Below are 25,148 nucleotides of genomic sequence, written 5' to 3' on the forward strand. Positions count from 1 at the left end.
CGAAAAAACCTTCCTTCACACGTAGTTACTCACGTCTACTCGCTTCAACCTCTTGCAATGAGCTTGCACAGCCTTGCGCAACGTTGCACCGGGCGCAATGAGCCGAACGTGGAGATAGCCGGGGCGGCTGTAGTGATACCCTCCCCGATGCACCGGCCGAGCCCTTGCACAATCGCGCTCGAAAAAGGCCGAAGGTTTGGGGCGGAGGAGTGATTTTTTCCGGGGGGCGCTGGTTTTTCGCGGGCGGCGGAGAGGCGCGCAAAGGCTCAGCCTCCTAGTGGTCGCTTCGTCGCGCAGCACGCCGCACCGCACGAAAAAGCAAAGGGCCGGGATACTCTCCCGGCCCTGTTTCGTTCACCGCCCGACCCCTTCAGGCCGTGCAACGACGTGCAAGGGTCACTCGACCGTTTCGGCCCCCGTCGCCAGGATCTGCTGCAGCCGCGCACGGGCCAGTTCCGCATATTCCGGCGACAGCTCGACGCCCAGGTAACGCCGCCCGGTGCGCAGGCACGCCTCACCAGCGCTGCCGCTGCCCGCGAAGGGGTCAAGCACCACCCCGGCAGGGGCGGTCACGGCCAGCAAGTCTTCCAGGAGCGGGACCGGCTTTTCGGTGAGGTGGATCTTGCGCGCCGCCTGCACGTGGTGGCGGTAGACGCCAGGGGGGCACGTGCGAGTGTGCATCAACGGCTTGCCCTTGCTGCCGGTGATGACGAACTCCGCGTCCCGCTTGAAGTCGCCCAAGCTGGGCCGGGCGCTGGGCTTGTGCCAAGTCACCACGCCGCGCCACATCCACCCGGCCGCCTGCAGGGCATCGGTCATGGCGGGCAGTTGGCGCCAGTCGGTGAATACCATGATGCGCGCGCCGTCGCGGGCCACGCGCCAGCACTCCGCCAGCCACAGCGAGGCCCACAGGGTAAAGCTCCTCTGGTCCCGGTTGTCGCCGATCATGGCGGGGTAGGTCCGTTTCGTGCTGGCGTGCTGGTACTTCTGTGCGGGGTCCGCCTGCCGTGCGGACATGGTCATGCCCCCGCTCGAATAGGGCGGGTCAGTCAGGACGGTGTCGACGCTGGCGTCGGGCAGGGTACGGAGGACGGCGAGGGAATCGCCCTGGATCAGGGTGGCCCGGTCAGTCGAAAGGATGGTCTGCATACGAGGCTCCTTGCCGTGGCTCATGGCCATCCGGGTAGGGCCTCGCGGGCCTCACATGGTTGTCCGCCCGGCAGCGCGGGCAGCGGATATGCAGGTTTACGACGATTCCACGGGCCAGCAGCTTGCCGCAGTGCCCGCAGCGGATCTCGTCCGATGTCACGCCGTGATGCCTCCGATGCGCCCCCGGTGGGTGGCCAGCCGGGATGCGTGGGTTGCCACCGCGCCGCCCTCGGTGATGGCCGTCGTGGTGGGGTGGGTGTGAGCGGCCAGCACATCGAGGGCCGCCTTGATTTCGTCCAGGCAGGCCAGCAGTTCCGCGAACAGGCTCACCCCTGCCCCGCTGCCGGACGTGGAGACGCAGGAGATGGTGCCCGCCTTCAGCGCCAGGTTGGCCGCCTCGATGGTGCGGTCACCTCCGGCAGTTTCGGTGCAGCTGCCGTCCACGGCCTCGGTCCTGTCGCCGCCGATCTGCGTCTGCTGGCCGCCCTGCACGGCCTCGCTGCGGCCCCCGGCGACGGTGATGTAGCGGCTGCCCTTCACCGTGCTGGCGTGGTCGCGCCCCACGGTTTCGGTGGCTGCGCCCGCCGTGGTGTGGCTGGAATCGCCCCCGGCGGTCAGGTTCAGCGCGCCCAAGGTGCCAAGGTCGGCCCGCAGCCCAGCCAACAGGGTGAGCACCGTGCCCGTCTCCACCGTGTACGTGCCCTCCACCTCGGTGGTGGAATGCTCCGACACGCGGCGAATTTCGCGCGCCACCTCGGTCACTGCCTCCATGGCCCGGACCAGCCGGGTCTGCGATTCATCGGTGATGGCCGCGTCGGTCTGGCGGGTCCAGTTGCCGTCCGCGTCGGCCCGCTGGAACACGGCGGGCGACTGCTGCGCCAGCCATTCGCGCGGGGCCACGGACGGCAGCGACGTGCCCATGGGGTACACCTGCCGGATGATGGGATGGTCCGGCCTGCCGTAGGCAAAGCCCACCACCACCAGCGCCCCCGGCTCCGGAAACGCGAACGTGCCGCACTCCTGCCCTGCCCCGCCTGGCACCGGCAGCGGTACCGCCGGAAACACGGGGAAGGCCGGATCCGGCTCCAACTCCGGCGTCAGGATCTGCACGTCCACGGCATAGCGCGGCCGGAACCGCTCGCAGGTCACGCCCTCGCCGGGCTGGTCCGCGATGGCCACCACCCGCCCGTACCTGTCCAGGTGCAGCCCGCCGGACAGCTCCGGAAACAGCCGCAGCACCGCCGCCCTTATTGCGTCCTGCATGTGACCTCCATCTGGTGCCCGGCAAACCGCACGGACGTGACCCGCCCGCCGTCCAGCACCGCGCCGGGGCGCAAGCCGGGGATGGCCGTCACGGTACGCGCCCCCGTGGCCACGGTGGTGCCCCACGCCTCTTCCGGCAAATCCACGGCGCGCCCGGCCCAGCGCGAATCGGCCCACGACCCCACGAATACCTGCCCGTCGCCCTGCGCCTGCCACACGTAATCCTCGATGCCGAAGACCTGGCCCAACTGCGCCATGCCGTGGAAGCCGGAACCCACCGCGCCGAAGTACGGCACGCGGGTGGCGGCATACGGCCTGTCCGGTACGATGAAGCGCACCCGCGCGGCCTGCGCGTAGGCGGCCAGCACCTCGCGCAACGTGGGGTGGCGCAGCGCCAGCGGTATGGCCACGTCCAGCCGGGCCGACACCTCGCGGCAGAACAGCCGCTGCTGCGCGCCGTCCACGGGGGTGCACCGCTCCACGTCGCCGCTGAAGAACAGGGTGAGCGCCGTATCCCAATGCCAGCCCATGGCGAACGACACCTCGCCGGAAAGCGGGGCATCCGCCCGCACCTGGAACACGGCCCTGCCGGGCCGGTCCAGATCCAGGCGCACGTCCTCGCTCACCAGCGGGACTTCCGCGCCCGCCACGGTCAACCGCTTTTGCAGCCTCATTTCCCGGCCTCGCTGCCCGTGCCGTCCGCCGTCTTATAGTCGCCCAGCACGTCGCTGGCGGCCTTCAGCTTTTTCTCGAACCACGTCAGTTCCTGCGCCGGTTCGGCCTCTTCCGGCGGCGCCACGGCCTGCCCTTCGTTCTGCTGGGCGGTGGCCGTCTTGGCGGGTTCGCGCGCCTCGGCCCGCTCCGGCACGGACACGTGCTCGGACAGGCTGAAGGACACCAGCCAGCAGCGCCGCTCCTCCTGCTCCTCGGCCTTGAAGTCGCCGGTAAACCGCCCCTGCCGCATCCCCGACGCGTTCGCCGTGCGGTTGGTGACGGTGTAGATGCGCCCGTCGCCGCCCTTCTTGGCCTCGGCCATGCGGGTCAGGGCGCGCAGATCGTCTTCGTCCGTGAACCGGATGAAGATTTTCGCCTCCAGCTTCTTGGCCTTGGTGCCCTTGCTGGCCTTGGAAGTGCTCGACGTGTCGCCGCTGGCGTCCTCGTCCTTGAAGGGCAGGGTCATGGAGGTGATCAGGCCGAAGCCCGGTACGGTGAAGTCGTCGAGACGCAGAAAGCTCACAGCACGCCCTCCAGCGGGTTCTCTAGCCCGAAGGCTTCCTTGTAGTAGGCCACCTGCCGCTGGGTGCCGTACCAGCACACTGCCGCGCAGCACTTGAACGCGGCATCCATGGGCGGGGCGAACGTCACCAGCAGCTTGGCCAACTCCACGGCCAACCCTTCCAGGTACACGCCGAACCACCCCGGATCGCTGCCGGTCATGGACCCGCGCAGCGCATCAAGGTTGGCCTGCCGGGCGGCCATGGCTGCCTGCCGCTTGGCCCCGAACGCGCCCAGCCGGGCCACCGGCGACGCACCGGCGGCGGAAAGCCCCTCCGCCATGGCCAGTTGCCCGCCCAGCACCCGCGACGTGGCCAGCCCCGGCCCACCCCGCTGCGGCGACGATGCGCCCCACGCCGGATAGCCGGGGGCGGACGGAATGGTGAATTTCTGCCGCTCCAGTCCGGCCAAGCCTTCGGCACGCCGCTGCGCCTGCTGCAATTCAAGAATGGGGAAGACATCGTTGAACCGCGCCAGCGAAGCCGCAAAGGCCGCTTCATCCGGGGCGGCAATGACCACCAACACCATGGCCGTGTCCGCTTCCGTGGGGTCAGTGGGATCTGGCTGGTCCGGCTGCGCTCCGGAGGCCTGCCGGTCTTGGGCCTCGCTCATGCGCGAGGCAACCGCGCTGATGGCCCCCTGTGGCGTCAGGTAGGCCCGGTCGCCCCGGCGCTGTCCCACGCCCTGCTGGTACGGCGTGACCGCGATATACGGGCACGGGCTGGCCAGCATGCTGGAGGCGTCGCCGCGAAGATCCGCAGTGCCCCCTCCGGCGGGGGGCGGCCCCTCCGACAGGCCCAGCCCGGCAAGGGACGCCGCGCCGCTGGCCACGGCGGCTCCCACCGCCCACAGCGATCCGGAAAGCCCGTCGCCCACCGCGCCGATGCTGGCCGGGGGCGTGAACGACACGGGTTGCCACAGCATGGTTCGCTCCCCCGCTCCTACGTCGGGTAGCTGACCACCATGGCCAGTACGGCGGCCACGGGGTCGGCGTCGGTCTGCGCGGCCAGCAGGGTCTGCTCCAGTTCCACCCGGCGGGCGGTCAGCATGTCCACCAAATATTCCAGACCGTCGGGGTCGGTGACGGCCATCAGGGCCGACCCCACGGCCACGCCGGTGGCGGTCGCCTCCGCCCCGGCCAGCACGCCCGCGAGGGCGGTATCGTAGCCGGTCCGGATTTCGCGCGCCTTGGCGGTGTGGGCCTCCTCCAGCGAGGGGTGCGGCTCCGTCTCGCTCCAGCCGTCCGGAAGCGGCCCCAGCGCGTCCACAACGTGCTGGGTGCCGTCCCCCAGCCAGCCCTGCTTGCCCCGGTGGTCCTCGACGTACTCCCATGCATCACACGCGAGGGTCAGCACGCGGGCATACCCGGCGCGCGCGGGAGGCAGCGGTGCGGCGTCGGCGTCCACGGCATCGGCCGGAAGCGCCACCCACGGTGCGGGCGGGGTCCAGTCCTGGGTGCGCAGGTGTTCGCGTGTTTGTTTGTCATAGATATGGATGGTGCGCATGTGTTGCTCCCTAGACGTAGATAATGAACATGACGGCGGCGTTCTTCATGCGGGTTTCGGTGCCGCCGGTGGCACCTGTGCCATTGGCTCCCGAGCTGTATCCGTTGTTGTTCGAGTTCGTGCCTTGGCACCCGAGATCGCCTAGTGACCCGCTGGAACTGTTCCGGCTTTGGGTGTGCACGTGGCTGGCGAACGCGTCGGCCTGATAGCTCAGGAGCACGCGTGCGGCATCCAGCCCCCGGCCATGGTCCCACCCGCGCGGCGCGACGCCGCGCATGTCCAACAGGCGGATATGGTTGCCCGCCACATCCCGCGCCCCGGAATTCGAGCAGCGGTAGAACGCCACGGCCGAGGCGTTGCCCGCCTCGCCAACCCACGCGCGCAGCAGACGGGGGAATGTTTCCAGCGACACCACGTCGCCATTCAGTTCCAGCCCTGCAGGCAAGCCGTCGGAAAGGGTGGGGATGGTCGCCTTACCCCACATCACGATCTCGCCAGCCCGCATGTCGCGCACGGCCGCCGTCATATCCATGTCGGCCATCGCCTCCGCGAGGGCGGCCTCAAGGGCGGCCCGCATCTCCTGCTCCGACATCGCGCCGACCTGCTCCGGTGTGAGGGCGGTTTGCCTCGACCGCAAATCCGTCACGCTGCCGTCGGCCTCAATGCGGGCCACCTTCTCGCAGTGGTGCTCCGTGTTGACGGGATATCCCACGGTGTAGTCCGGGCACTCCGCCCCCGGCTCCAGGCACAGCGGCGTCACCACCGTGACCACGTCCGAGCCCTGCCCCTGCATGGAAACGTCCAGCCACACCTCGCACGGGGTCACGGTGGGCACCAAGGGCGTGGGGTCCTGCAGCGCCACGCGAATGCCCTCCACGTAGCCGCGCCCGGCCTCGAACCGGTACGCCCCGCCGGTGTTGGTCAGCAGCCAGCCGTCGTCCAGGAACGCGGCACGCCCGTAAATGTCCCGGTTCGACAGGCGCTCGCGCTCGTCGATGCCCTTCAGCCGCACGGTGAAGTCCAGCTGCCACACCGCCGCCTCGACGGTGATCTGCGTCAGCTCGCGCGCGCCGCTAAACTCCAGCAGGAAGTTGCGCGTCAGGTTGTTGCCCTGGGTGTTGGTGGCCGGGTCGTACCGGCGCTTCTCCAGCCGGGGAAAGGTGGCCACGGCCACCAGCGTGGCGTGCGCGGTGCAGTACAAGCCCTGCCAGTTGAACGAGAACGGCCCCACGTCGCTGCCCAGCAGCGCGGAGTACACAACCTGGCTGGGGTTCACATAGGCCCGGTACTCCGGCGGGATGGGAAACTCGTGCACCACGTGGTCCGTGGGCACGCCCTGGGCGGGGTTGGCGGGCTGGGTGTGATCCTGCCCCGGCACGTCCGCGAAGACAAACCGGTCGATGACAAGGGGGGTGCCTTCCGCCTGCAAGCGGGCAATCAGGGCCTCCCCGGCGGCGGTCAGGGTAACGCTCATGCGTGGGCCTCCGTGGTGTGGTGGCTGTTGTCGAACGCGGCGGCGCGCATGCCCGCCGTGACCAGGGTGAGGGGGTTGCTCACGGCGCACACCGTGGCGTGATCGTCGTCGAAGGCGCAGGGGGCAACGCGCACGGCCTGCGGGATACGGCTGATGAACCGATAGCGGCGGCAGGTGCGGCCATACTCCTGCACGATGATTTCCAGCACGTTCTGCTGATCGGGGAAGGCGGTGTCATCCACCACCACGCCAATCACGTCCCAATCCTGCCCGGCCACGCGCTCTTCCAACGCCACGCCGCCCAACTCCAGCCGCTGGAAGATGCGTCCCCACCCGGCCACGCTGCCCGCGTCGCGGGCGTTGGCGTAGGCGTGGGCCACGCGCAGGCGGTACAATCGCTCCGGTTCGCCCTTGTAGGTGGTGACGTTGCGCTGCCAGGCCAGCAGATCCAACACCGTGGCCGTGCAGGTGAGCGGGTCCAACTGCCGGGCAGGCAGGGCCGCCCATTCGCCCAAGCGTGAAAACCAACCATGGGCGGCACGGGCCAGCTTGGAACACTCCTCGCCGCCCATCCAGAACGGCAGGCTGGGCTGGTCGAGCTGCGGAAGGTCGCTCATGCCGTGCCCCCAAGGGATACGGTCAGGCTGCCCAGCACCGGCAGTTGCAGCTGCGCCACGATGTCGGCGCCCACGGCCCCGCCCTCGCCGTCGTGGGTGAACTCCACGCTTTGCAGATCCGGCAGGGCCGCGTGCAACTCCTCCGACAGGCGGCTGAAGCTGAAGCGCGAAAGCGGCAACGTCCTGGTCATGGTGAAGTCGGCGTTCTCGCGCCACGCGCAGCGCACACGGTTTTCCACGGCAAGGCGCACGGCCTCCGCCCGCGCGGTGCTGGCCGTGGTCACCGGGTACACCGTCACGGTCAGGGCCACCGGCATGGCCGCGATGGGCATGCACAGCATGTCGTCGCCGTGGCCGTGGTTGCCGGAGGCCCGCACGTAGGCGTTGATGGTGTCGATGAACTCCTGCGGGGGGATGCCGCTTTCCACCATCACGTGGCAGTTGGCTGTGCCCGGCCCGCGCGGCCCGTCCTTCTCGAAGTGCAGGTAGTCGGTGCGCACCCCGGCGAACTCCGCGATCAAGGCGCGGTACGCCGCGTCGTGGTGGTACTGGCCCACGGCGGCGAACTGGTTGCGCGCCCGCAGCCGCAGCGATTCGTCATCCTCGGTGTCCGCCCCGGGCGAGGTCAACCAGTCGGCCCCGTTGGTCACGGCCGTGATGCCCGGCACCGGCCGGGTGAGGATGGAATAGTAGCCCGGCCCGAGGTTCCACGCGGCCCCGGCCTGCTCGGCCCGCACCGGCACGGCCAGCGACAGCTGCCCGACGGGAATGACGGCGTCCCCCACGGTGGCCACGCGGTAGGTCACGTCGTTGATGGGGGGCGATTCCACCAGCGTGCCCGGCGGGATGGTCAGGGTGCCGGTTGCCGTGGCCCGCGTGAAGGTCACCACCCCCGTGGCCGTGGCCGCCGCCTTGCGCTTCACGTCCACGCCCCAGGCGAACACGTCCAGCCAGGCATCGGCGGCGAACCGCAGGAAGGTGTTGGGCAGGGCGTGCTCCACCAGCAGGCCCACCAGCCATTGCGCCGGGGCCGTGACGATGGCCGAAATCAGCCGCCAGAACGGCGACCATGCGCTGTTGTTGGTGATCTGGCTGCCCTCGGTCGTGTTCAGGGCGTCCCACTGCCGCTGCATCTCGGCCTGCGTTACCGGCATGCCCGCCTCGCGCAGCATGAGGGTAAACAGTTCACGCGCGGCGCTGGTGATGGCCATTGGCCCCTCCCTTGACGTGGTTACAATTTGTAACTACATCTGTGCCATGCGCTTTGAATGGGACGAAAACAAACGCCGGGCCAACGTGGAAAAGCACGACATCGACTTCGTGCAGGCGGCGCAAATGCTGGCCTGCGCGCCGTACCTCGTGCACGACCGGCGCAAGGAGTACGGCGAACCCCGGTGCCAGGCCATCGGGGAATACGCGGGCATGGTGCTGGTCGTTGCCTTCACCATGCGCGGAACGGACCTGTTCCGGATCATTTCCGCCCGCCGCGCAAACGCCAGAGAGCGGAGGCAATATGGCTACGAATAAGGACAAGAAGGTCGGTTTCGACATCGAGGACATCCGCAAGATGCGCCCGCTTACCGACGGCAAGCGCAGCCGGGCCTTTTCCGATGCCCAGCTCACTGCCAACGCGGAAAGCGACCTCGACAACCCCATTCTGGACGATACGTTCTGGGAGCATGCCCGGCGCGTGACCCCGGCCTGCAAGAAGCAGGTGACGTTGCGCCTCGATGCCGAGGTGCTGGAATGGTTCAAGCAGCAGGGCAAGGGATACCAGACCACCATCAACGCAATTCTGCGGGCGTACAAGGAATCCCGTCCGGGCAGATAACTTTTAGCCGCCGCGCCCCCGCATTTCGAGGAAAGTGCCATGCGTACCCGCACCAGAAAGCCCACGCACCCTGGGGGAATCCTGTTCAGGATGCACATGGACCCGCTGGGCATCACCATCACCGAACTGGCGCAGCGCCTGGGCATTTCGCGCAAGGCCCTTTCGGCCATCGTCAACGAGCGCGCGTCCATCACGCCCGACATCGCCCTGCGCCTTTCCCGCGCGCTGGACACCACGCCGGAACTCTGGCTGGGCATGCAGCAGGCGTACACCCTGTGGGAAACCGCCAATACCCGGATGGAATGGCGGGACGTGCAGCCCATCAAGGTGGCCAACGCGTAGCCTTCCCCTCTCCTCACCTCACGCCCCCAGTTGCAGCGAAATGCTGCCGTACTTCACGGTGGTGGCCGTAAGCCAGTATTCGCCCAGGGCCGATTCGCGGATGACCGTGGTGCCGGGCACGATGCGCTCGTCGTCGTCCACGGCCATGGTGATGCGCACCAGGTTGGTGCTCCGTGCGCGAGCGTCCCGGTTGGCGATTATGTCCACCAGCAGGCCGCTTTCACGGATCATGTGCTGGATGTCCTGGGCGATGGACGCCCGGCCATCGAGCAGCACGGGCTGCCCCCCGGCATCCAGCGTCAGGTCGTCCTTGGAAATGCGCAGGTCGATGTAGTCGGCCATGGTCTACCCCGCCTGAAGGGCCGCCCATTCATCCAGTTGTCCGGGCGTCATGGGCTGGTCGGCGTTGATGGTCACGCTGCCGATGGTGGTCTGCCGCGTGCGGCCCTTGTTGATCTGGTTGGTGGTGGCTTGCAGCAGTCCACCGGCAGGTATGGCCGGGGTCCGGGCCTGCTCCAGCGAGGACAGCGGGCCGATGGGCTGCGCCGTGGTCAGCGCGGTGGCCGTGCTCTCTATGGCGGCCTGCGGCGCGCCCGTGGCGGCGTTGATGGCTGCGGGCATGGGCGTGGTGGCCAGCCCCAGCTTCTGCTGCAACCAGTCCCACGTTGCGCCCAGGGCGCGGAACGGGGCCATTACGGCCTCAATGGTCTTCATCAGGGCCTGGCCCCACGCCGTGTCCAGGAACGCGGCCTTCAGATCGTCCCACCAGTAGATCAGCGCGCCCACGGCGGCGATCAGCACCACGATGATACCCACCACCCAAAAGGCCGGGTTGGCGAGAAAGGCGAGGTTCAGCTTCCACTGGGCCAGCATGGCCAGCCGCGTTTCAGCGTTGAGCAGCTTGTACAGAAAGATGAGCGGCTTCAGTGGGCCGCCCAGCGCCAGCATGGCCACCCGGCTGATGGCAATTGCCGTGGTCAGCAAGCCCATGCCGCCCGCCAGCCCCATGACCACCATGGCCCCGTAGCCCACCCAGCGGGCCACATTGGGGGCGATGTTTACCCAGCGCACCAGCGTCTGGACCACGGCCACGCCCTGGCCCGCGATATCCTCCAGCGGCGGCAGCAGCTTCTGCCCGAAGTTCGCCACCAGCACGTTGACGGCGCCACCCATGCGCGCCCAGATGTCGGTCATCCGCTTCGCCATCTTCTCCGCCGGGACCATGTCCTGGATATTGGCGATGTCGGCAATGTTCCGGGAAAGCGCATCCGTCTTGGTCAGCATGTAGTTGACCAGCGCCACGGCCTCGTCGCTGCCGAACGCCTTCTTGAGCTGCATCTGCTCGGCAACTTCCAGCGTATCCCCAAACTTGCCACGCAACTTTTCCAGGATGTCCACCATCCCCAGCATGTTGCCCTTGGCGTCGGTAAGTTGCAGCCCCAACTCTTTCTGGGCATTGCCCACCCCGGCGAGAAACGACTTGTACTTGGTGCCCGCCTCGCTGCCGCTCATGGTCATCTGGAGCATGCCCAGCACGGCGAACTGCTCCTCCATACTGCGTCCCGCCGCCGTGGCATTGGCCCCCAACGAAGTGAACGCGGCGGACATGGACTCACCGGAGGACTTGAACAGACCCACGGCGTAAGCGGTGCGCCCGGCCACCTGTTCAACCCAACGCACCTTGTCCATGGAATTGGCTTGGTCCTCAAAGAGGCCGAACATGGTGCCCATGTATGCGGTGATGGTGGCCTCGTCTGCCTTGGACGCCCGCGCGAGCACGCCGGACGCCGTGGTGAATGCGGCCAGTTCCCGGTCGGACAACCCGTCAATGGCCGACTGAATTTCGTAGCTGGACCGCACCACGGCTGCGGCACTGCCGCCATAGGCCATAGCGAACCGCTCCGCCTCGCTTTGCAGGACGGCAAGCTCCGAATCGCTGCGCCCAAGGCTGGCCACATCGCCCAAGGCCCGGTTCAGGTCGATGGCCGGGGCCACCATTTGGTGGATGGAAAACCCCGTACCCACCAGCCCCATCACGCCGTCGCGCGCATTGCCGAACTGCCTGCTGACGGTGCCGGTCATCCGGTCAATGGTAGTACGCAGCCTGCCCAGCTTGCCCGATGCCTGGTCCTTCAGCCCGACGGAGAATTCCAACCGCTCCAGCCTGGTGGCCATGCCCTAGCTCCCTATCCCTTGAACGCCTTGGCGATGCCGTTGCACACGGCCACCGCCATCTTTTCCCAATGGTCCCGTTCCAGCCACAGCGCCTCGGCCATGGCCTCCGCGTCCACCGCGCGACCGGGGAACCACTTGCGGGACAGCGCGACCAGTTGCGCCGCGCCGTTCTCCGCAAGGGCCACCGCCCGCGCCTCTACTTTCCCACCGTTATCTTGATGTCCGGCATGTACTCTTCAATCAGAGACGCCATGATCATCACGCCCATGCCGGGCTGTTGCAGCAGTTCCTGCAAGGTCTCTTTGCTCTCCGGGGCCACGGTGCGCATGCACAGGTTCTGCGCCGGACCCACCTTGTTGGTGGGCTGGACCTCGTTGAGGTAGCGGTTGTAGGCCGCAAGGTTCATGTTGAAGGTCAGTTCGCTGCCGTTCACGTCCAGCTTAATGGTCTTGTCCACGGTCATCTCCTTGTGTCGGTTGCGATTCACGCCGCGCGCCCAGCAACGCGGCCAGCACGTCGGCAATGCGGGTTTGCAGGGCGTCCAGCACGGCCCCGCCCGAATAGGCGGAGACGGATGCACAGGCCACGCGGGCCGTTTCGGGCAGCGAGGTCAGGTCCACCAGGATCAGGTTGGTGACCACCCCGGCGAACAGCGCCACCAGTACGGAGCAGAACCACGCCCACAGGCTGCGTTCTCCGCACTTGGCGGCACGGGCCATGCCGCCCGCCACGGACAGGGCCAGCACCAGCCACGTGCTGGCCAGCCACTCCTTGACCTCGGTCATCTGCCCTGCCCCGTGGCGGTATCCGCCGCCCATGCCCGCAGTTCCGCCTTGTCGGCATTGCATCGGTTCACGGCCCCTTCCAGTTGTTTGGCGAACCCCGACAGGTCACCGTTGGTCACGCCGTTCCACTCCGGAACCGTCGTCTCCCGCGTCAGCGAGGCCGGGGGCAGCACCCGTTCCGTCACCGGCACGGGAACCCGTTCCACCCTTGCCGAACAGCCGGTGCACGGCAGCAGGCACAGGCACAGCATCCCAAGCGCGAGTGGCTTCATCATTCTGCACCTCTTCCTTGTAGGCGCGCATGGACGCCGCATGTTCCCGTTCCAGTGCCTCCACCTTTCTGTCGCGGCGGATGATGGCGTCGTCCCGGACCTTGATGTCGCCTCGCAGCAGCGAAATGGTCTGGGCGTTGGCCTGCCGCGCCTCCTCCAGGGTGGCCACCGACCGGCGCTCCGTGTCCAGGTCGGCGCGCAGATCCTTGATGGTCTCCGCCTGCCACCACAGAGCCAGGCACAGCACGGCGGCCCCGGCCACGATGGCCAGCAGCCGGTTCACGCCATCCCCTTGGCGCGCCGGATGGCCGCCGCGTAGGTGGCCGGGGCGTAATGGTCCGCCCAGCCCCTGCCGTTCTCGTGATCCACGATGGCGCGCATCAGCGGGTCCAGGTTGTCCTTCACGCTGATGACCGCGCCGGGGGCCACGCCCATGCGGGCCGCCACGTGGGCGATGTAACCTTCGGTGTCGTTCTCGGTGTCCGGGGCGTACTTGTTCAGGATGCCCCGCACGGTGTTCAGGCCGTCGCGCTCGTATTTCAGCAGCACCTTGGCCAGCGCCCGCAGGCCGTCCTCGTCCCGCACGAAGGTGCAGAAGGCGGTATCGGCCTGCGCGGCCGCCAGCCCTTCCCACGGCGAACCGTGCCGCAGGTTGCCGGGGTTGTTGTTGCGCACGCCACGGGGGGGCTTGTTCCGGTCGATCATGCTTCCAGCTCCTTTTGGCAGGTGATGCACAGGCGCACGCCGGGCACCGCCGCGCGCCGGGCCTCCGGTATGGGGTCGCCGCATTCCTCGCAGGTGGCCCGGCTGGCCAGACTGGTCAGACTGGCCCGCTGCGCTCCGCGCGCGGCGCGCAGGCGGGCCAGCGCCTCCTGTCTCAGGATGAACTCGCGTTCCGTGGCGATGTCCGCTGCGTCGGCCATGCTAGTTCTGCGAGCCCATCAGCCCTTCCGTGTCCGCCGTGGACAGGTAGGGCACGCCGTTGATGCGGACGAAATCCGGGCTGGTGACCATGTATTTCAGCTTGGTCAGGTGCTTCTCGCCGCCCTTCTTGTCGATATCCAGCAGCCCTTCGATCTTGAACTTGCAGCCGAAGGCCTCCACCTTCATTTCCTCGCCGTCGCCGGTCTTGGCGTAGAACAGGATGTCGAACACGGGCAGTTCGCGGTACGATCCGGCGCTTTTCGCCGCCTCGCCCAGCAGGCGCACACCCAGGGCGTCCAGTTCGATTTCGCCGTCGCCCTTCGCGTCGCCGGAAACCCAGCCGTTGGGCACGCCGTTGTCCTGGGCCACCTCGGTGTTGTCCTCGATGTTCAGCGTGGCCTTGGACACGGTGATGGCCAGCGTGCCGATGGTGATGTCGAAGTTCTTTCCGCTGATGCGCTGCATGTGCTCACCCCCTCTAGGCGTAGTTGGTCAGGTCCAGCAGGATGTTGCAGGTAATGGCCTTGGGGCTGTTGTAGGGGCGCACCGCCATCCAGATTTCCACGGCGTACTTGCTGGGCCACGTGATGGCGATGTCGCCTTCCTTGGGCGGCTCCACCTCGCCGGGGAACACCTGCCCGAGGATCTGGCGCGACCGACTCATCTCCCGCAGCGGCCGCATGAAGTACATGGCGGCCGCCGCCATGCTGCCGGGCGTGTTGTTCAGCCGCCGGTCGGCCACGCGGGCCACGGCCAGCGGATAAATGCGGCGCATGGCCTTCTGCACCACCCGCAGGTTTTCGATGGCCTGGTAGTCGCCGCCGGGCACGTCCAGCACGTTGCCGTCGGTCCAGTAGACGCCGGGGTAGTCCGGGTACCACTGCGGGGCGGAGAACCGCGCCGCGTCCAGCGCCGCGATGACCGACAGGTCCAGAATGCGGCCGTTCTTGTCAGCAGGACGGGTGGACCACGCGCCCAGCAGCGGGCCGGTGGCCACGCGCATGGGAGAATCGGCCACGGTGACGGCGCTGTTGCACAGCCGCCCGGCGTAGGTGCCCAGCTCCGGCCCCCAGATGGTGGCCACGGGGTTCACCTGGTCGCAGGCAAGGTTGGTGGTCACGGGGCGGACGGCATCCAGCCAGTCTTCCCACGTCTCGGTGGGCAGCGGCCCCCGGCTGCGCGGGATGAAGAACAGCGGGCGCATGTAGCGGGCCATGATGCTTTCGGCCTTGGCCTGCATGGCCTCTATCTCTGTGGGCAGGGACACAGGATCGGTGATGGCGATGGCCTCCACCGTCACCCGCTCCATGGCAAAGTCCACGGCCTCGGCCCACGTGTCCCCTTCAGCCAGCGGGATGGCGCAGCCGTTCCAGTTCTGCCCGGCGTTCAGCCGGGCGGCGGCCACGTGGGCTTTCAGGTCCGAATCGGCGCTGCCAAACACCCCGTCCAGATCCGTCTCGGTGTTCAGGGTGATCAGCTTGCCCTCGTTGGTGCCCGCGCCGCGCCCGACGAACAGGAAGAAGTTCTCCACTTCCTCCAGTGGGCCTTGGATCAGGTTCAGGTTGTTTACCTGCACGCTTCCGAGCATGGATGGTCTCCTATCCGGGCACGCTGCCCAGCACGTTTTTCGCCAGCCGTTCGCACATCTTGTCCGCCTCGGCAGCCGTCACGCCCAACGGGGCGCGCTCAGGCACGGTATCGCGCCAATCCTGCTCACCCTTGGGCTTGCCGGTGCGCATCAACCGCAGCACCAGGCCCGCCTGCCCGAGGGTGAAATGCTTCTCCAGCCACATCACGGACACGCGCCGGGTTGCCCTACCGCCGCCCTTGCCGGGCACTGGCAGGCGGAACCCTTCCCGCAGCAGCGCCTTGGCCTGCCTGCGGGTGCAGCGCGCCTTGTAGTCCGGCACGCCATAGGCCCGTGCCGCGCGTTGCGGCCCCCAATCCTCGCCCACGCCGTGCTGGTGCCGGTAGGCAATCCGCGCATCGCGCGGGTTCTTCCACGAAACAACAACCCCGCCATCCGGCCCGCGCGGGATGATGGCCAACGTCTTGGCCAGTCCGGTCAGCATGGCCCGCTTGTCCCTGCTGTCGCGGCGCGGTGCGAAGGGCGCGCCCTCCACCGTCTCCTGCTTACGGATGTTGCGGCGGGTCTGCGTACGCACGTACCCGGCAAGGCGTCGGGCATGCTTGCGGCGGTCGCGAATCTCGCCGCCCAGGGCGTCGAGTTGCGTATCCAACCGGGCCGACCGGCCATGATCGGGCGAAACGGAAAAACTAACCCGCATCGCCGCCCCCACGCCGTGCGCCAAAGGTGAACGAATCCGCAGCCACGATATCCGGCGCTGCCACGCTCCAGCGCCTGCCGTTGAAGGGGACGGGGCCTGCCGGATCTTCCGCCACGGTGATGCGTTCCTCGAACTCCACGGCCAGCTCCACGTCACTGGTGGTGGCGTCGTTGATGTCCACATCCAGCTCCGGCTCGGCCAGCCCGTCGCGGTCGCCGTCGTGGTCGGCCAACCAGCCAAGCACGATGGCCATCAGCGTGGGGCCGTCGCCCGCATAGCGTTCCAGCCGGATCACCGCGTCGTACTTCCACACGCCCACTTCCAGTTGGGCGCGGCCATCGGGCGTCGTGCCCAGGTCACGCCCGGTGGGCTGCAACTCGCCCTTGTCCGCAAAGGCGTGCATCTGCTCGCGCGGCAGGCCGGTGGTGGTCAGCAGGTGGTCAACGAGGGATGAAATCTTGCGCATGCCCGCCTCACACCAAGTCCGCGTCGATGCGCCCGCGCCCGCGCAGATCGGCTATGGCGTCATGCGCCCAGGTATAGAAGCGGTCGGCCACGTCCGGGCCTTCCTTGGCATCTTCGCGGGCGGCCTCGCGCCGCTCCACGGTGGCGAACTGGCCCAGCAACAGGGCTTTGGCGTGGCAGAATACCGCCCGCTTGAAGAGCCGCGTTGCCTCGCCGGTCAGGCCGTACACGGGCACGGCGTCCAGGCTGGTGAACCCTGCCGCCTCCTGCTCCGCGCGCCACGCCTGCAACTGGCGCACGGCCCACAGCCGGGCCAGGCCGAGGTGGTCTTCCACCAGCGCCTCCGCGTATTCGGCGGGCAGCCGGTACACGCGCTGAAACTCGCCCACGGACAGATCCGGATACCAGCCGTCGCCCGGCAGGGTGACGGTGGATGGCTGGTCGGTGAGGGCGCTGAAGCTCATGGCGTTACCCGTGCTGGTGTGTTGGGGGCGGACCCGGACGTTTAGTCACCGGCACCCTGTGCCGAGCTTCCGTTCGGGCCGCCCCGGCTGGGTGGAGGAGTATCTAGTCCGCCCCGTCGCCGCCCGCCGGTTCATCGGGGGCGGCACCGGGTGCGGGCGCATTGCTTTCTTCAGTGCCGGGCGCAGCCTGCCCGCCCTCACGGGTCAGCCGCTTGCGCACGCCGTCCAGCGCGGTCTTCACCTTGGCGCCCAACTCCAGCGCGCGTTGCAACTCGCGCTCCGCCGTGGGCAGGTCACCGCCCTGCTCGGCCCGCAGGCCGAACAGACGATGGAAGCCCGCGCGCACCTTGTCCGGCACCTCGCCGCCGGGTTCCACCAGCGCCTGCGCCTGCGACAGGTACGGCTCGACATCGTGTCCGGCGTCGTGCTGGCGCTCGGCCCACGCAACCACGGCAGACGCCACGAACAGCGGCACGCTGGCGCGGAAGCGTTCCGGCAGCGGCAGGCCGTGCTCCATGGCCCACGCGGCCACGCGCAGGCCCTCTTCCATGCAGCCTGCGTCCAGGCACCACACAAGGTAGTAGCCCAGCAGCTCGTGCCGCCGGCCGTCGGCCATCAGGCGCGCCGCATAGTCGCGGTACTTGGGGATGAGGGTGTCGCGCTTCAGGTCGATCTTGCGTTCGACGGAGGCGATGGACGACAGCGCCGCCAGATCTTCGGACAGCGAGGCGGAAAGGAAGGTGCCCAACTGGCTGCCGCCCAGCAGGCCACGGGGCGCGGCGGGCATGCTGCCCAGCACCACGGCCCCGGCCCCTATCCGCTCGCCCGGCACGCCGGTAACCACACGCACGGCCTGCTGGTGCTTGCGCATCAGGCTCATGGCTAGGCCCACCCGCTCGCGCCGTCGGGCAGCTTCACGTTGTCGAACTCCACGGCCACGAAGCGTTCGGGCGTTTCCACCACGTAGCCTTCGTTGCGGCTGTTGTAGTCCTCCACGCGGTCCTTCTTGGGGTTGTCCTCCACCTTGCGGCGCCACGAGCCGTTCTGCAGGTAGACGGAAAGGTTGTCGTAGCTGGTGACCACAAGGCCGCGCCCGGGGAAATTGCTGGGGGTATCCCACGCCAGCCCGCCAAAGGTGGTCAGCGCGTTGCCCAGCAGGGCCTTTTCCGTGGGCTTGCCGCCCACCACGGCGAACAGCGCGGCCTTTTCCTGCGCGATGAGGTCGGTGCCGATCAGCGCAACCAGGTTCTGGCGCATGTAGGTGGGGATGCCCTGCAACAGGTCGTGCACGGCAATGTCCAGGTTGGCCCAGTCGCCGCCCGCGCCGATGCGGATTTCACCGGCGGTCGCGCCGCCGCTCAGGATGTTGCCGGGCAGGTTTTCGCGCATGTACTGCATCCAGCCCTTGTTCACGTCCTGCATCAGCGGGAAGGCGGAAAGGTCGGTGTCGGCGGCAGCCGAGCGGCCATGCCAGCCCACCAGTTCGCGGTCGTTGGCCATGCGTTCCTGCACGTAGCGGGAATACCGGTCGCCCATGTCGGGGAACTTGGCCCACGCGTCCATGGTGGCGTAGCGCATGTAGACGTCCGTGTTGGTCTGGACCAGCTTGTAGCGGTACGGCTTCAGGCCCAGCACGTTGCGGGGCGTGCGTTCCTTGTCGGCGCTGGTGTCCGTGCGGCCCGAAACGGGGCCGGTGGCGGAGCCGAGCAGGGTTTCGCCTTCCAGGTCATCCACGGGGATGGTGTTGATCTTGGGCAGGAAGGTGGACCGCTCCACGATGGCGTCCTGCAGGCGCTGTTCGACGGTGGGCGCAACCGAAAACTGCTGGCGCACACTGGGCACGCCGTAGGTGGCGGCCATGCGGTCGCACAGAGCGTTGAACTTCTTGCGGGTACTTTCGCGCATGTGGGTTCCTCCCGCCCCTACAGGAGGGGGGCGTTGTCGTCCGCCGGGCCTTCGGTGGGGGGCACCGGCGTGCCGGACTTGGCGGCCTCGAACCGGGCGGCAATGCCATCCATCTGCGCGCCCAGCTTGGTGATGGCGTCCGTCACCGCCGCGAACTTGGCGTCCATCGATTCGGCGGGGGCATCCGCCGGAGCGGCAGCCGGGGCCGCAGGGGCGACGGGGGCGGCGGGCTGCGCCGGGGCAGCCGGACTGGCCGTGAAGGTGGCCACGGTGGCCTTGATCTCGGTAACGGTGGTGGCAAGGGCGTCGATCTTGCCCTGCATCTCCGCGTACTGCTGTGCGTCCATGGGCTCCTCGCGTTGGGTGGCGTTGGGGGTGAACAACTGGAAAAGCCGGGCCACCCACGAGGGTTCCCGGTCTTCTGCTTCTGCGGGCAGGACGCATTCCACGTTGGACAGAAACTGGCTGCCCGGCGTGTTGCGGCGGGCGGAGAACTTCAGCTCGCTGGTGGCCAGCGAGGCGGGCGAATCGGTAATGCCCAGCCCCACAAGGTAGGCCCGGCCCGTGCCCGCGAAGTTGTCGTCGATCTCCATGGAGAAAAAGAGCCGCTGCCCGTACTGGTTGCCCATCAGGTAGCTGGCGTTGGGCTGAAGCCGCGCGTACAGCGCCACCACGCCGCCCTCCTCTTCCGCCTTCAGTTCCAGCACCTTGCCGTAGTTCTGAAAGCGGAAGTGGTCCGGCCAGATCAGCGCGGTGTACAGGTCGGGCCTGTAGGATTCCGCCGCCTGCAACAGCCACGCGGCGTCGATGGTCCGCCCGTCCACTGTGGGGCAGGACTGGCCTATCCTGACGAAATCTGTGGTGAGGGTGGGCTTGCTCATGCGCGCCATGTAGGCACAGCACGCAAGGTCAGGTCAAAGACACGGCGTCCGATTTTGCGAAAATCGGATTTCTCTGGCGTGGGGTGTTGCCGCAACAGTGCTATTGCAGCACGATGGAGACCATTGCAGACGGCGGGAATGCGCAGGAAGCCCGGCAGGGCGTGCGCCAGTACCCGGACGAGATACGGCAGGCCGCGCGGGGCATGTACCTGCGGCGCTACACCGTGGCGGACATTTCCGACGCGCTGGGCGTGCCGCGTCGCACCGTCTACCACTGGAGCACGACGGGCGAATGGGACGCCCTGCTCACGCACGAGACGGCGGAAGAGGCCGTTACCCGCCGCCTCACCCTGCTGGCCGAGCGCGACCCCAAGACGCCCGGCGAACTGCGCGAGGTGGATCTGCTGGTGGGCACGCTGGAGCGGTTGCAGGCCCTGCGCACCAAAGAGGTGGCCCTGGCGCGCCAGCGTGGATTGGGGCAGGACAGCGCCCACCCCGGCCCGGCCCCCCAGCCGGACGCCGCGCCCGGCGAGTTCGCCGCGGACACCCCTTCCGCCGCACCCCGCGCCGCCCGCCCCAACCGCAGGGGCAAGCCCATCAAAAACGACGTCACAGCCCTGACGCCGGAGCTGTTCGCGGACAAGTTCCACCGCCGGTACTTCGGCTACCAGCACGCCCTGCGCACGGCCAAGCAGCACCGCAACCGCATGCTGCTGAAGGCCCGGCAGATAGGGGCCACGTGGTACTTCGCGCAGGAGGCCTTCGAGGATGCCTGCCTGACCGGCGACAACCAGATCTTCCTTTCCGCCACCAAGGCGCAGTCGCAGGTGTTTCGCAACTACATCGTGCAGGCCGCGTCCGATGCCTTCGACATCACCCTTTCCGGCAACCCGCTGATACTGCACACCCGCAACGGCAAGGCCGAGCTGCACTTCCTGTCCAACAACTCGCGTAGCGCGCAGAGCTACCACGGGCACGTCTACATCGACGAGTTCTTCTGGATCACCAAGTTCCGCGAGCTGTACAAGGTGGCCACCGGCATGGCCGCGCACAAGAAGTGGCGGCGCACGCTGTTTTCCACGCCATCCGCCATCACCCATGACGCCTACCCGCTGTGGACCGGCGAAGCCTTTCAGAAGCGCTTCGCCAAGCCCCGGCCGTGGCCGGACGCCGCCGCCCTGCGCGCGGGGTTCCTGTGTCCGGACACGTACTGGCGCAACATCATCACGCTGGCCGACGCGGAGGCGGGCGGCTACAACCTGTTCGACGTGGCCCAGCTGCGGCTGGAGTACGCGCCGGACGAATTCCGCCAGTTGTTCGACTGCGAGTTCATCGACGACACCCAGGGAGTGTTCCGCCTGGCGCTGCTGGAACGCTGCATGACCGACCCGGCGGACTGGCCGGACTACGCCCCCGGCGCGCCCCGCCCCGTGGGCACCCACCCGGTGTGGGGCGGGTACGACCCCAGCCGCTCGCGCGACGACGCATCCTTCGTGGTGCTGCAACCGCCCCTGAAGCCGGGCGGGGTGATCCGCTGCGTGGAGCGGCACAAGTGGGTGGGCAAGAGCTACCTGTGGCAGGCGGAACGCATCCGCGAGCTGGCGAACAGGTACCGCTTCGCGCATCTGGGCATAGACACCACCGGCCCCGGCATCGGCGTGTACGAGCACGTGCGCCAGTTCTGCCCGGTGGCCGCGCCCATCAACTACGCCGTGGCCAGCAAGGCCGCCCTTGTGCTGAAGGCCCGCGAGGTGATCGAGGAGCAGCGGCTGGAATGGGACGCGGCGGAAACGGACATCGCCCACGCCTTTCTGACCATTCGGCAGACCACCACCGACAAGGGACAGATTACCTACGCCGCCGGGCGCACGCCCACCACCGGACATGCCGACGTGGCGTGGGCCATCATGCACGCGCTGGCGGCGGAACCGCTGGCGCGCCAGACCGGGCACGGCGGCTGCACCGTGGTCATCGGCGCGTAGAGCAAACAGGAGGGATACATGGCCAGGGCCAGAACGAAAAAGCACGCCACCGCCAACCCCGCCACCGGGGCCGGGCCGGTGCCCAACGCCGGGGCGATCATCAACGATGCCCTGCGCGGGGTGCAGGCCTTCACCTTTGGCGACCCGGAACCGGCGCTGGCCGGGGCGGTGTATGACCACCTTGGGGTATGGCTGCTGGACAACGGCAGCTACTACCAGCCGCCGGTGCCCCTGCGCGGGCTGGCCCGGCTGCTGCGGGCCAACGCCTACCATGGCCCCCTGCTGGAATTCAAAACCAACGTGGTGCTGCGCGGCTTTCTGCCCACGGCGGCGCTTACCCGCCGGGCCATGCACGCCATGACCACCGACTACCTGGTGTTCGCCAACGGGTACCTGCAAAAAATCCGCAACTGGTACGGCGAGGTGGTGGAGCTGCGCCACCTACCGGCCATCAACATGCGCCGCCTGAAGGAAGACGACTGCTATGGCCTGCTGCCCCTGACGGGGCAGATCCACCGCTTTGCCCCCGGCGAGGTGGTGCATATCCGCAACTACGACGTCAGCCAGACCATTTACGGCCTGCCCTCGTACCTGGGGGCCATCCAGTCCATGCTGCTGAACGAGGACGCCACCCTGTTCCGCCGCCGGTACTACCGCAACGGCGCGCACATGGGCTACGTGTTCTACTCCTCCTCCAGTTCGCTGGAGGCGGACGACCGCGACCGCATCCGCGCCGCCATAGAGGGCAGCAAGGGCATCGGCAACTTTCGCAACATGTTCCTGCACATACCCAACGGGCGCGAAAAGGACGTGCAGATCCTGCCGGTGGGCGACTTCAGCACGCGGGACGAACTGGAGAAGATCAAGAACATCAGCCGCGACGACATCATTGCCGCGCACCGCATACCCCCGGCCATGGCCAGCATTATCCCCAACAACACCGGCGGCTTTGGCGACATCACCAAGATAGACGCGGTGTACGAGAAGAACGAGATAACCCCGGTGCGCGAGCTGCTGCTGGAAGTGAACGAGCACCTGCCGCCCGCCGCCCGCGTGGGCTTTGCCCCGCAAACGGAAAACCCGCCGGTGGCCTGACCACCGGCGGGCGAAACGCATGGGACTTGCTGCCCGATTGACAGCAACGCCCCCTTGTCATTGTGTTTGTGCAGGAGGATGAACACCATGCGCATTATCTGCGACAGGTGCCACGGCAAGGCCCGTATCACCTCGCGCCGCGAGGTGACCCCACAGTTCACCAAGCTCTACTGCGTATGCAACACCCCCGAATGCGGCCACAGCTTTGTCATGAACCTGGAGTTTGCGCACACGCTGTCACCGTCTGCGCTGGATCTGCCTGAACAGACGCGAGACGCCCTAGCTGAATGCGGCGGGCGGCGAGAAGTGCAGTTGCTGCTCTCCACCTGATCCCTGAAAAACAACAGCCCCCGGCGTCACAAAACACCGGGGGCTGTACGGTTCACCTAGCTGCGGTTAGGCCCGCAGTTGCATGGCATAATGCCGTGCTGCAGCGACCAAGAAACCGGAACGGCTCATACCCTCTTCCTGCGCCACTCGATCGACCAGCGCAAGCACATGCGGAGCCAGTGAAATGTTCACCCGCACGGGCGGGATATCGAGCGACGGAGCCGGAACCAGTTGGTACAGGGTACCTTCGGGGATGACTTCGCCATCTTCGGCAGCCTCGGTCTCGGCCTTGGCGCGTGCCTCCTTGAGGCTGGACGGAACAGGCAGAGGATCATTGTCCTCGTGCATTCCCAACAGATGGCACTCCAGAGCTTCCTGTGCCATGCGAAATGCATCTTCAAGGCTTTCGCCCTGGGTGATGCACCCCGGCAAATCCGGGAACGTCACGGCATAGGCACCTTCACGCTCCTCTGCAGGGAGGAACTGTGCCACATAGAAGTACATGATATCTTTCTCCATTATTTTGGGCGACAAAATCTATCCTATAGATACTATAGGCCCTAGAGAGCCTAGGCCAAGGGGGGAGCCCCCCCTTTTCATTCTCTGAGTTTTACGCCTGATTGTTTCTCAATGCTTTTGATAACACTGACAAACAAATCCTTCACGGGATGCGGGACAGTAACCTTCCCGCGATGCTCCGGATGTTTGAATTGATGGTGGTCGCCAACGGTCTTGGCGAGGTACCAGCCAGCGTCTTGTAGTCTTTTAATCACTTCCCGGCTTGACATGTTTCCTCCTGTCGAGGGTTGGGTTCGGAACGACACCGAGTTCACTGGGGAGCGCAGATTCTGCAACAAATTGCCGAAAGCCGCGGGGCGTGGTTGTCTCCATCATTGTTGCCTCCTGTGCCGCCAGTATCTACACACGCTCTACACACCTGTCAAGGGCAGTGTGTATTTTTTGCGCAAAAAAGCGCCCCCGACATCAACCGATGCCGGGGGCGTTTCGTTATGGGGGTGATCTTCAGGGCCGGGCTAGGAAGGGCGTCCGCAGGCCCACGGTGGGCCGTTGCCCTGCCCCTGTCCCGCCGCGCGCTGGGGCGCTGGCGGCGGCGCAGGGGGTGTCGTCCAGCGCCTCTCCGCAGTGTTGCAGGTCTTCGCCCAGCAGGGCCAGAATCAGCGCAAGGCCGCCGTGTTCTTCCGGCAGGCGGGCGGCGATGGTGCGTAGCGCCGCCGCGTGGCTGTAGATGCGTCCGATGGGGTCAACGTCCATGGTGTGTCTCCTCCTGCTCGACGGCGACATGCATGCGGGCCACATCGCCCGACAGCCACGTCAACTGGCGCTGGAGGGTCTTGAACAGGTACCGCGTGAAGTCGATGGGTTCACCCTTACGCAGCGCGCCGCGAAGGATGCCCGCCAGTTCTTCTGCCTCATTCGCCACATCTTCCAGATCCTCTTGCAGGCGGTCCTGCCCGGAGACGACGGCAAAGGCGTCCTGATAGGTGGTTTCCCTGTGGGCGTTCATGCTGCCGCCTCCACAGGGGTTGAGGTTTCAGGACGCGCGGATGCCGTGGTCCCCCTGTGGCCGGTTTGCGCGAACGGCGAACCTACATCAGGCAATGCGTCTTGGGCAACGGATGGCGCAAGACTGGCGGCGGCATCGGCCACCGCCTCGCACGCGGAGACGGAAAGCCGGGCTGCCTGCTCCGAAAGCGCCGCCGCACGGTGGGCCAGCCAGTCCACGGCCAGGCGCTCCGGACGGATCGCCGGACAGGTTGCCGGGCAGGCCGCCAGTGGGGGCATCATCGGGGCCACCGTCCAGATCGGGCAGCGATTCGTGCAGCAGCTCGTCCAACTCGGCAAGGTCGCCCTGGGCGGCGCACAAGGCAGGTCGCACGGAAAGGTGGACGCATTCGGCGGGCAGCGCGAACTGGGCACCCAGTTCGGCCACGGCCTCGGCCAGAAGGTGGCCGCGCTCTACGATGAACGCGGACAAGGTGGGGGTGGGGATCATGTGAGGCTCCTAGGATTTTTCGATTGGCAGCCTCTTTCGAGAAAGCTGCCGGGAGCTCGAAACCGTCCTAGGGCGGCGGGCGTATTCCCCCGAAGGGTATTGTATTAGCCGC

38 protein-coding genes are annotated in these 25,148 nt (G+C 67.4%); 6 read left to right on the forward strand and 32 right to left on the reverse strand.

All coding sequences use genetic code 11. The features are described 5' to 3' along the window. Window positions 1-396 precede the first annotated feature (396 nt). The 10 genes from ACR4XJ_RS10910 to ACR4XJ_RS10955 are packed head-to-tail and all read right to left on the reverse strand — an operon-like array spanning window position 397 to window position 8,494. Entirely contained in the window at window positions 397-1,173 is a 777-nt protein-coding gene (locus ACR4XJ_RS10910; protein ID WP_434755245.1) for a DNA-methyltransferase, read from the reverse strand. Next, window positions 1,127-1,309: a Com family DNA-binding transcriptional regulator gene (locus tag ACR4XJ_RS10915; RefSeq protein WP_434755246.1), complete on the reverse strand. Its 183-nt coding sequence runs from the start codon at window positions 1,307-1,309 to the stop codon at window positions 1,127-1,129. Before ACR4XJ_RS10915 ends, ACR4XJ_RS10910 begins: the two co-directional genes overlap by 47 nt. Further along, window positions 1,306-2,412: a bacteriophage T4 gp5 trimerisation domain-containing protein gene (locus tag ACR4XJ_RS10920; RefSeq protein ID WP_434755247.1), complete on the reverse strand. Its 1,107-nt coding sequence runs from the start codon at window positions 2,410-2,412 to the stop codon at window positions 1,306-1,308. Before ACR4XJ_RS10920 ends, ACR4XJ_RS10915 begins: the two co-directional genes overlap by 4 nt. Next, window positions 2,397-3,086, reverse strand: coding sequence for a hypothetical protein (locus tag ACR4XJ_RS10925; protein ID WP_434755248.1), 690 nt, complete (start codon window positions 3,084-3,086; stop codon window positions 2,397-2,399). The genes ACR4XJ_RS10920 and ACR4XJ_RS10925 overlap by 16 nt, the downstream gene beginning before the upstream one ends. Beyond that, window positions 3,083-3,649 carry a DNA-binding protein gene (locus ACR4XJ_RS10930; RefSeq protein WP_434755249.1) on the reverse strand — a complete coding sequence of 189 codons (567 nt, stop codon included), beginning with the start codon at window positions 3,647-3,649 and terminating at the stop codon, window positions 3,083-3,085. The genes ACR4XJ_RS10925 and ACR4XJ_RS10930 overlap by 4 nt, the downstream gene beginning before the upstream one ends. Then, window positions 3,646-4,611 carry a hypothetical protein gene (locus tag ACR4XJ_RS10935; protein WP_434755250.1) on the reverse strand — a complete coding sequence of 322 codons (966 nt, stop codon included), beginning with the start codon at window positions 4,609-4,611 and terminating at the stop codon, window positions 3,646-3,648. Before ACR4XJ_RS10935 ends, ACR4XJ_RS10930 begins: the two co-directional genes overlap by 4 nt. A gap of 17 nt (window positions 4,612-4,628) precedes the next feature. Then, entirely contained in the window at window positions 4,629-5,192 is a 564-nt protein-coding gene (locus tag ACR4XJ_RS10940) for a hypothetical protein (protein WP_434755251.1), read from the reverse strand. A 10-nt stretch (window positions 5,193-5,202) separates the two neighbouring features. Continuing rightward, a complete protein-coding gene (locus ACR4XJ_RS10945; RefSeq protein ID WP_434755252.1) occupies window positions 5,203-6,666 on the reverse strand; it encodes a phage tail protein in 1,464 nt (487 codons plus the stop codon). Beyond that, the gene (locus ACR4XJ_RS10950) at window positions 6,663-7,283 is read right to left on the reverse strand and encodes a phage tail protein (protein ID WP_434755253.1); all 621 of its coding nucleotides are present in this window, start codon (window positions 7,281-7,283) and stop codon (window positions 6,663-6,665) included. Before ACR4XJ_RS10950 ends, ACR4XJ_RS10945 begins: the two co-directional genes overlap by 4 nt. Next, window positions 7,280-8,494, reverse strand: coding sequence for a baseplate J/gp47 family protein (locus ACR4XJ_RS10955; RefSeq protein ID WP_434755254.1), 1,215 nt, complete (start codon window positions 8,492-8,494; stop codon window positions 7,280-7,282). Before ACR4XJ_RS10955 ends, ACR4XJ_RS10950 begins: the two co-directional genes overlap by 4 nt. A gap of 46 nt (window positions 8,495-8,540) precedes the next feature. Here ACR4XJ_RS10955 and ACR4XJ_RS10960 point away from each other — a divergent pair, with 46 nt between their 5' ends. From ACR4XJ_RS10960 to ACR4XJ_RS10970, 3 genes are read left to right on the forward strand one after another with little or no spacing between them, the layout of a single operon-like run. Beyond that, window positions 8,541-8,810: a BrnT family toxin gene (locus tag ACR4XJ_RS10960; protein WP_434755255.1), complete on the forward strand. Its 270-nt coding sequence runs from the start codon at window positions 8,541-8,543 to the stop codon at window positions 8,808-8,810. After that, window positions 8,797-9,114 (forward strand): BrnA antitoxin family protein, encoded by a 318-nt coding sequence (locus ACR4XJ_RS10965; protein ID WP_434755256.1) that lies wholly within the window; start codon window positions 8,797-8,799, stop codon window positions 9,112-9,114. Before ACR4XJ_RS10960 ends, ACR4XJ_RS10965 begins: the two co-directional genes overlap by 14 nt. 39 nt (window positions 9,115-9,153) lie before the next feature. Next, window positions 9,154-9,456, forward strand: coding sequence for a HigA family addiction module antitoxin (locus ACR4XJ_RS10970; RefSeq protein ID WP_434755257.1), 303 nt, complete (start codon window positions 9,154-9,156; stop codon window positions 9,454-9,456). A gap of 18 nt (window positions 9,457-9,474) precedes the next feature. Here ACR4XJ_RS10970 and ACR4XJ_RS10975 read toward each other — a convergent pair whose 3' ends face one another. The 17 genes from ACR4XJ_RS10975 to ACR4XJ_RS11055 form a co-directional block, all read right to left on the reverse strand. After that, the gene (locus tag ACR4XJ_RS10975; protein WP_434755258.1) at window positions 9,475-9,798 is read right to left on the reverse strand and encodes a DUF2590 family protein; all 324 of its coding nucleotides are present in this window, start codon (window positions 9,796-9,798) and stop codon (window positions 9,475-9,477) included. A 3-nt stretch (window positions 9,799-9,801) separates the two neighbouring features. Further along, on the reverse strand, window positions 9,802-11,631 hold the full coding sequence (locus ACR4XJ_RS10980) for a phage tail tape measure protein (protein ID WP_434755259.1): 1,830 nt from the start codon (window positions 11,629-11,631) through the stop codon (window positions 9,802-9,804). 11 nt (window positions 11,632-11,642) lie between these two features. Further along, the gene (locus ACR4XJ_RS10985; RefSeq protein WP_434755260.1) at window positions 11,643-11,816 is read right to left on the reverse strand and encodes a DUF6890 family protein; all 174 of its coding nucleotides are present in this window, start codon (window positions 11,814-11,816) and stop codon (window positions 11,643-11,645) included. Between the two features lie 11 nt (window positions 11,817-11,827). After that, on the reverse strand, window positions 11,828-12,094 hold the full coding sequence (locus ACR4XJ_RS10990; protein WP_434755261.1) for a putative phage tail assembly chaperone: 267 nt from the start codon (window positions 12,092-12,094) through the stop codon (window positions 11,828-11,830). Then, window positions 12,072-12,416 carry a phage holin family protein gene (locus ACR4XJ_RS10995; protein WP_167127810.1) on the reverse strand — a complete coding sequence of 115 codons (345 nt, stop codon included), beginning with the start codon at window positions 12,414-12,416 and terminating at the stop codon, window positions 12,072-12,074. The genes ACR4XJ_RS10990 and ACR4XJ_RS10995 overlap by 23 nt, the downstream gene beginning before the upstream one ends. After that, window positions 12,413-12,622, reverse strand: coding sequence for an Rz1-like lysis system protein LysC (gene lysC / locus ACR4XJ_RS11000; RefSeq protein WP_434755588.1), 210 nt, complete (start codon window positions 12,620-12,622; stop codon window positions 12,413-12,415). Before lysC ends, ACR4XJ_RS10995 begins: the two co-directional genes overlap by 4 nt. Next, window positions 12,522-12,971, reverse strand: coding sequence for a hypothetical protein (locus ACR4XJ_RS11005; protein WP_434755601.1), 450 nt, complete (start codon window positions 12,969-12,971; stop codon window positions 12,522-12,524). Before ACR4XJ_RS11005 ends, lysC begins: the two co-directional genes overlap by 101 nt. Then, window positions 12,968-13,393: a structural protein gene (locus tag ACR4XJ_RS11010; protein WP_434755262.1), complete on the reverse strand. Its 426-nt coding sequence runs from the start codon at window positions 13,391-13,393 to the stop codon at window positions 12,968-12,970. Before ACR4XJ_RS11010 ends, ACR4XJ_RS11005 begins: the two co-directional genes overlap by 4 nt. Then, on the reverse strand, window positions 13,390-13,611 hold the full coding sequence (locus ACR4XJ_RS11015) for a TraR/DksA C4-type zinc finger protein (RefSeq protein WP_434755263.1): 222 nt from the start codon (window positions 13,609-13,611) through the stop codon (window positions 13,390-13,392). The genes ACR4XJ_RS11010 and ACR4XJ_RS11015 overlap by 4 nt, the downstream gene beginning before the upstream one ends. A gap of 1 nt (window position 13,612) precedes the next feature. After that, on the reverse strand, window positions 13,613-14,077 hold the full coding sequence (locus tag ACR4XJ_RS11020; protein WP_434755264.1) for a phage protein: 465 nt from the start codon (window positions 14,075-14,077) through the stop codon (window positions 13,613-13,615). A 13-nt stretch (window positions 14,078-14,090) separates the two neighbouring features. Next, window positions 14,091-15,200 (reverse strand): DUF2586 domain-containing protein, encoded by a 1,110-nt coding sequence (locus tag ACR4XJ_RS11025; protein ID WP_434755265.1) that lies wholly within the window; start codon window positions 15,198-15,200, stop codon window positions 14,091-14,093. Between the two features lie 10 nt (window positions 15,201-15,210). Beyond that, entirely contained in the window at window positions 15,211-15,852 is a 642-nt protein-coding gene (locus tag ACR4XJ_RS11030; RefSeq protein WP_434755266.1) for a phage virion morphogenesis protein, read from the reverse strand. Between the two features lie 37 nt (window positions 15,853-15,889). Further along, on the reverse strand, window positions 15,890-16,366 hold the full coding sequence (locus tag ACR4XJ_RS11035; protein WP_434755267.1) for a phage tail protein: 477 nt from the start codon (window positions 16,364-16,366) through the stop codon (window positions 15,890-15,892). 7 nt (window positions 16,367-16,373) lie between these two features. Continuing rightward, complete coding sequence (locus tag ACR4XJ_RS11040) at window positions 16,374-16,829, reverse strand: head completion/stabilization protein (protein WP_434755268.1); 456 nt, start codon at window positions 16,827-16,829, stop codon at window positions 16,374-16,376. Window positions 16,830-16,932: 103 nt separating this feature from the next. Continuing rightward, window positions 16,933-17,709 carry a phage terminase small subunit gene (gene gpM, locus ACR4XJ_RS11045; protein ID WP_434755269.1) on the reverse strand — a complete coding sequence of 259 codons (777 nt, stop codon included), beginning with the start codon at window positions 17,707-17,709 and terminating at the stop codon, window positions 16,933-16,935. A 2-nt stretch (window positions 17,710-17,711) separates the two neighbouring features. Further along, window positions 17,712-18,734 carry a phage major capsid protein, P2 family gene (locus ACR4XJ_RS11050; RefSeq protein ID WP_434755270.1) on the reverse strand — a complete coding sequence of 341 codons (1,023 nt, stop codon included), beginning with the start codon at window positions 18,732-18,734 and terminating at the stop codon, window positions 17,712-17,714. Window positions 18,735-18,751: 17 nt separating this feature from the next. Beyond that, window positions 18,752-19,615, reverse strand: coding sequence for a GPO family capsid scaffolding protein (locus tag ACR4XJ_RS11055; RefSeq protein ID WP_434755271.1), 864 nt, complete (start codon window positions 19,613-19,615; stop codon window positions 18,752-18,754). A 113-nt stretch (window positions 19,616-19,728) separates the two neighbouring features. Between ACR4XJ_RS11055 and ACR4XJ_RS11060 the strand changes: the two genes are divergently transcribed. The 3 genes from ACR4XJ_RS11060 to ACR4XJ_RS11070 all read left to right on the forward strand — a co-directional run bounded on the left by ACR4XJ_RS11060 (window position 19,729) and on the right by ACR4XJ_RS11070 (window position 23,022). Further along, window positions 19,729-21,597, forward strand: coding sequence for a terminase large subunit domain-containing protein (locus ACR4XJ_RS11060; protein WP_434755272.1), 1,869 nt, complete (start codon window positions 19,729-19,731; stop codon window positions 21,595-21,597). An 18-nt stretch (window positions 21,598-21,615) separates the two neighbouring features. Next, window positions 21,616-22,692: a phage portal protein gene (locus ACR4XJ_RS11065; RefSeq protein ID WP_434755273.1), complete on the forward strand. Its 1,077-nt coding sequence runs from the start codon at window positions 21,616-21,618 to the stop codon at window positions 22,690-22,692. An 87-nt stretch (window positions 22,693-22,779) separates the two neighbouring features. Beyond that, window positions 22,780-23,022, forward strand: a complete 243-nt coding sequence (locus ACR4XJ_RS11070; RefSeq protein WP_434755274.1) for an ogr/Delta-like zinc finger family protein — start codon at window positions 22,780-22,782, stop codon at window positions 23,020-23,022. Between the two features lie 66 nt (window positions 23,023-23,088). Here ACR4XJ_RS11070 and ACR4XJ_RS11075 read toward each other — a convergent pair whose 3' ends face one another. From ACR4XJ_RS11075 to ACR4XJ_RS11095, 5 genes are all read right to left on the reverse strand, one after another. Next, window positions 23,089-23,526, reverse strand: a complete 438-nt coding sequence (locus ACR4XJ_RS11075) for a type II toxin-antitoxin system HicB family antitoxin (protein ID WP_434755275.1) — start codon at window positions 23,524-23,526, stop codon at window positions 23,089-23,091. A 92-nt stretch (window positions 23,527-23,618) separates the two neighbouring features. Beyond that, the gene (locus ACR4XJ_RS11080) at window positions 23,619-23,810 is read right to left on the reverse strand and encodes a type II toxin-antitoxin system HicA family toxin (protein ID WP_434755276.1); all 192 of its coding nucleotides are present in this window, start codon (window positions 23,808-23,810) and stop codon (window positions 23,619-23,621) included. A gap of 235 nt (window positions 23,811-24,045) precedes the next feature. Beyond that, complete coding sequence (locus tag ACR4XJ_RS11085; RefSeq protein ID WP_434755277.1) at window positions 24,046-24,294, reverse strand: hypothetical protein; 249 nt, start codon at window positions 24,292-24,294, stop codon at window positions 24,046-24,048. Then, complete coding sequence (locus ACR4XJ_RS11090; RefSeq protein WP_434755278.1) at window positions 24,284-24,547, reverse strand: hypothetical protein; 264 nt, start codon at window positions 24,545-24,547, stop codon at window positions 24,284-24,286. The genes ACR4XJ_RS11085 and ACR4XJ_RS11090 overlap by 11 nt, the downstream gene beginning before the upstream one ends. An 87-nt stretch (window positions 24,548-24,634) precedes the next feature. Then, complete coding sequence (locus ACR4XJ_RS11095) at window positions 24,635-25,036, reverse strand: hypothetical protein (protein ID WP_434755279.1); 402 nt, start codon at window positions 25,034-25,036, stop codon at window positions 24,635-24,637. Window positions 25,037-25,148: the final 112 nt, after the last annotated feature.

It is taken from the genome of Nitratidesulfovibrio sp. D1 (assembly GCF_051133415.1).
In the GTDB taxonomy this organism is placed as follows: Bacteria; Desulfobacterota; Desulfovibrionia; order Desulfovibrionales; family Desulfovibrionaceae; genus Cupidesulfovibrio.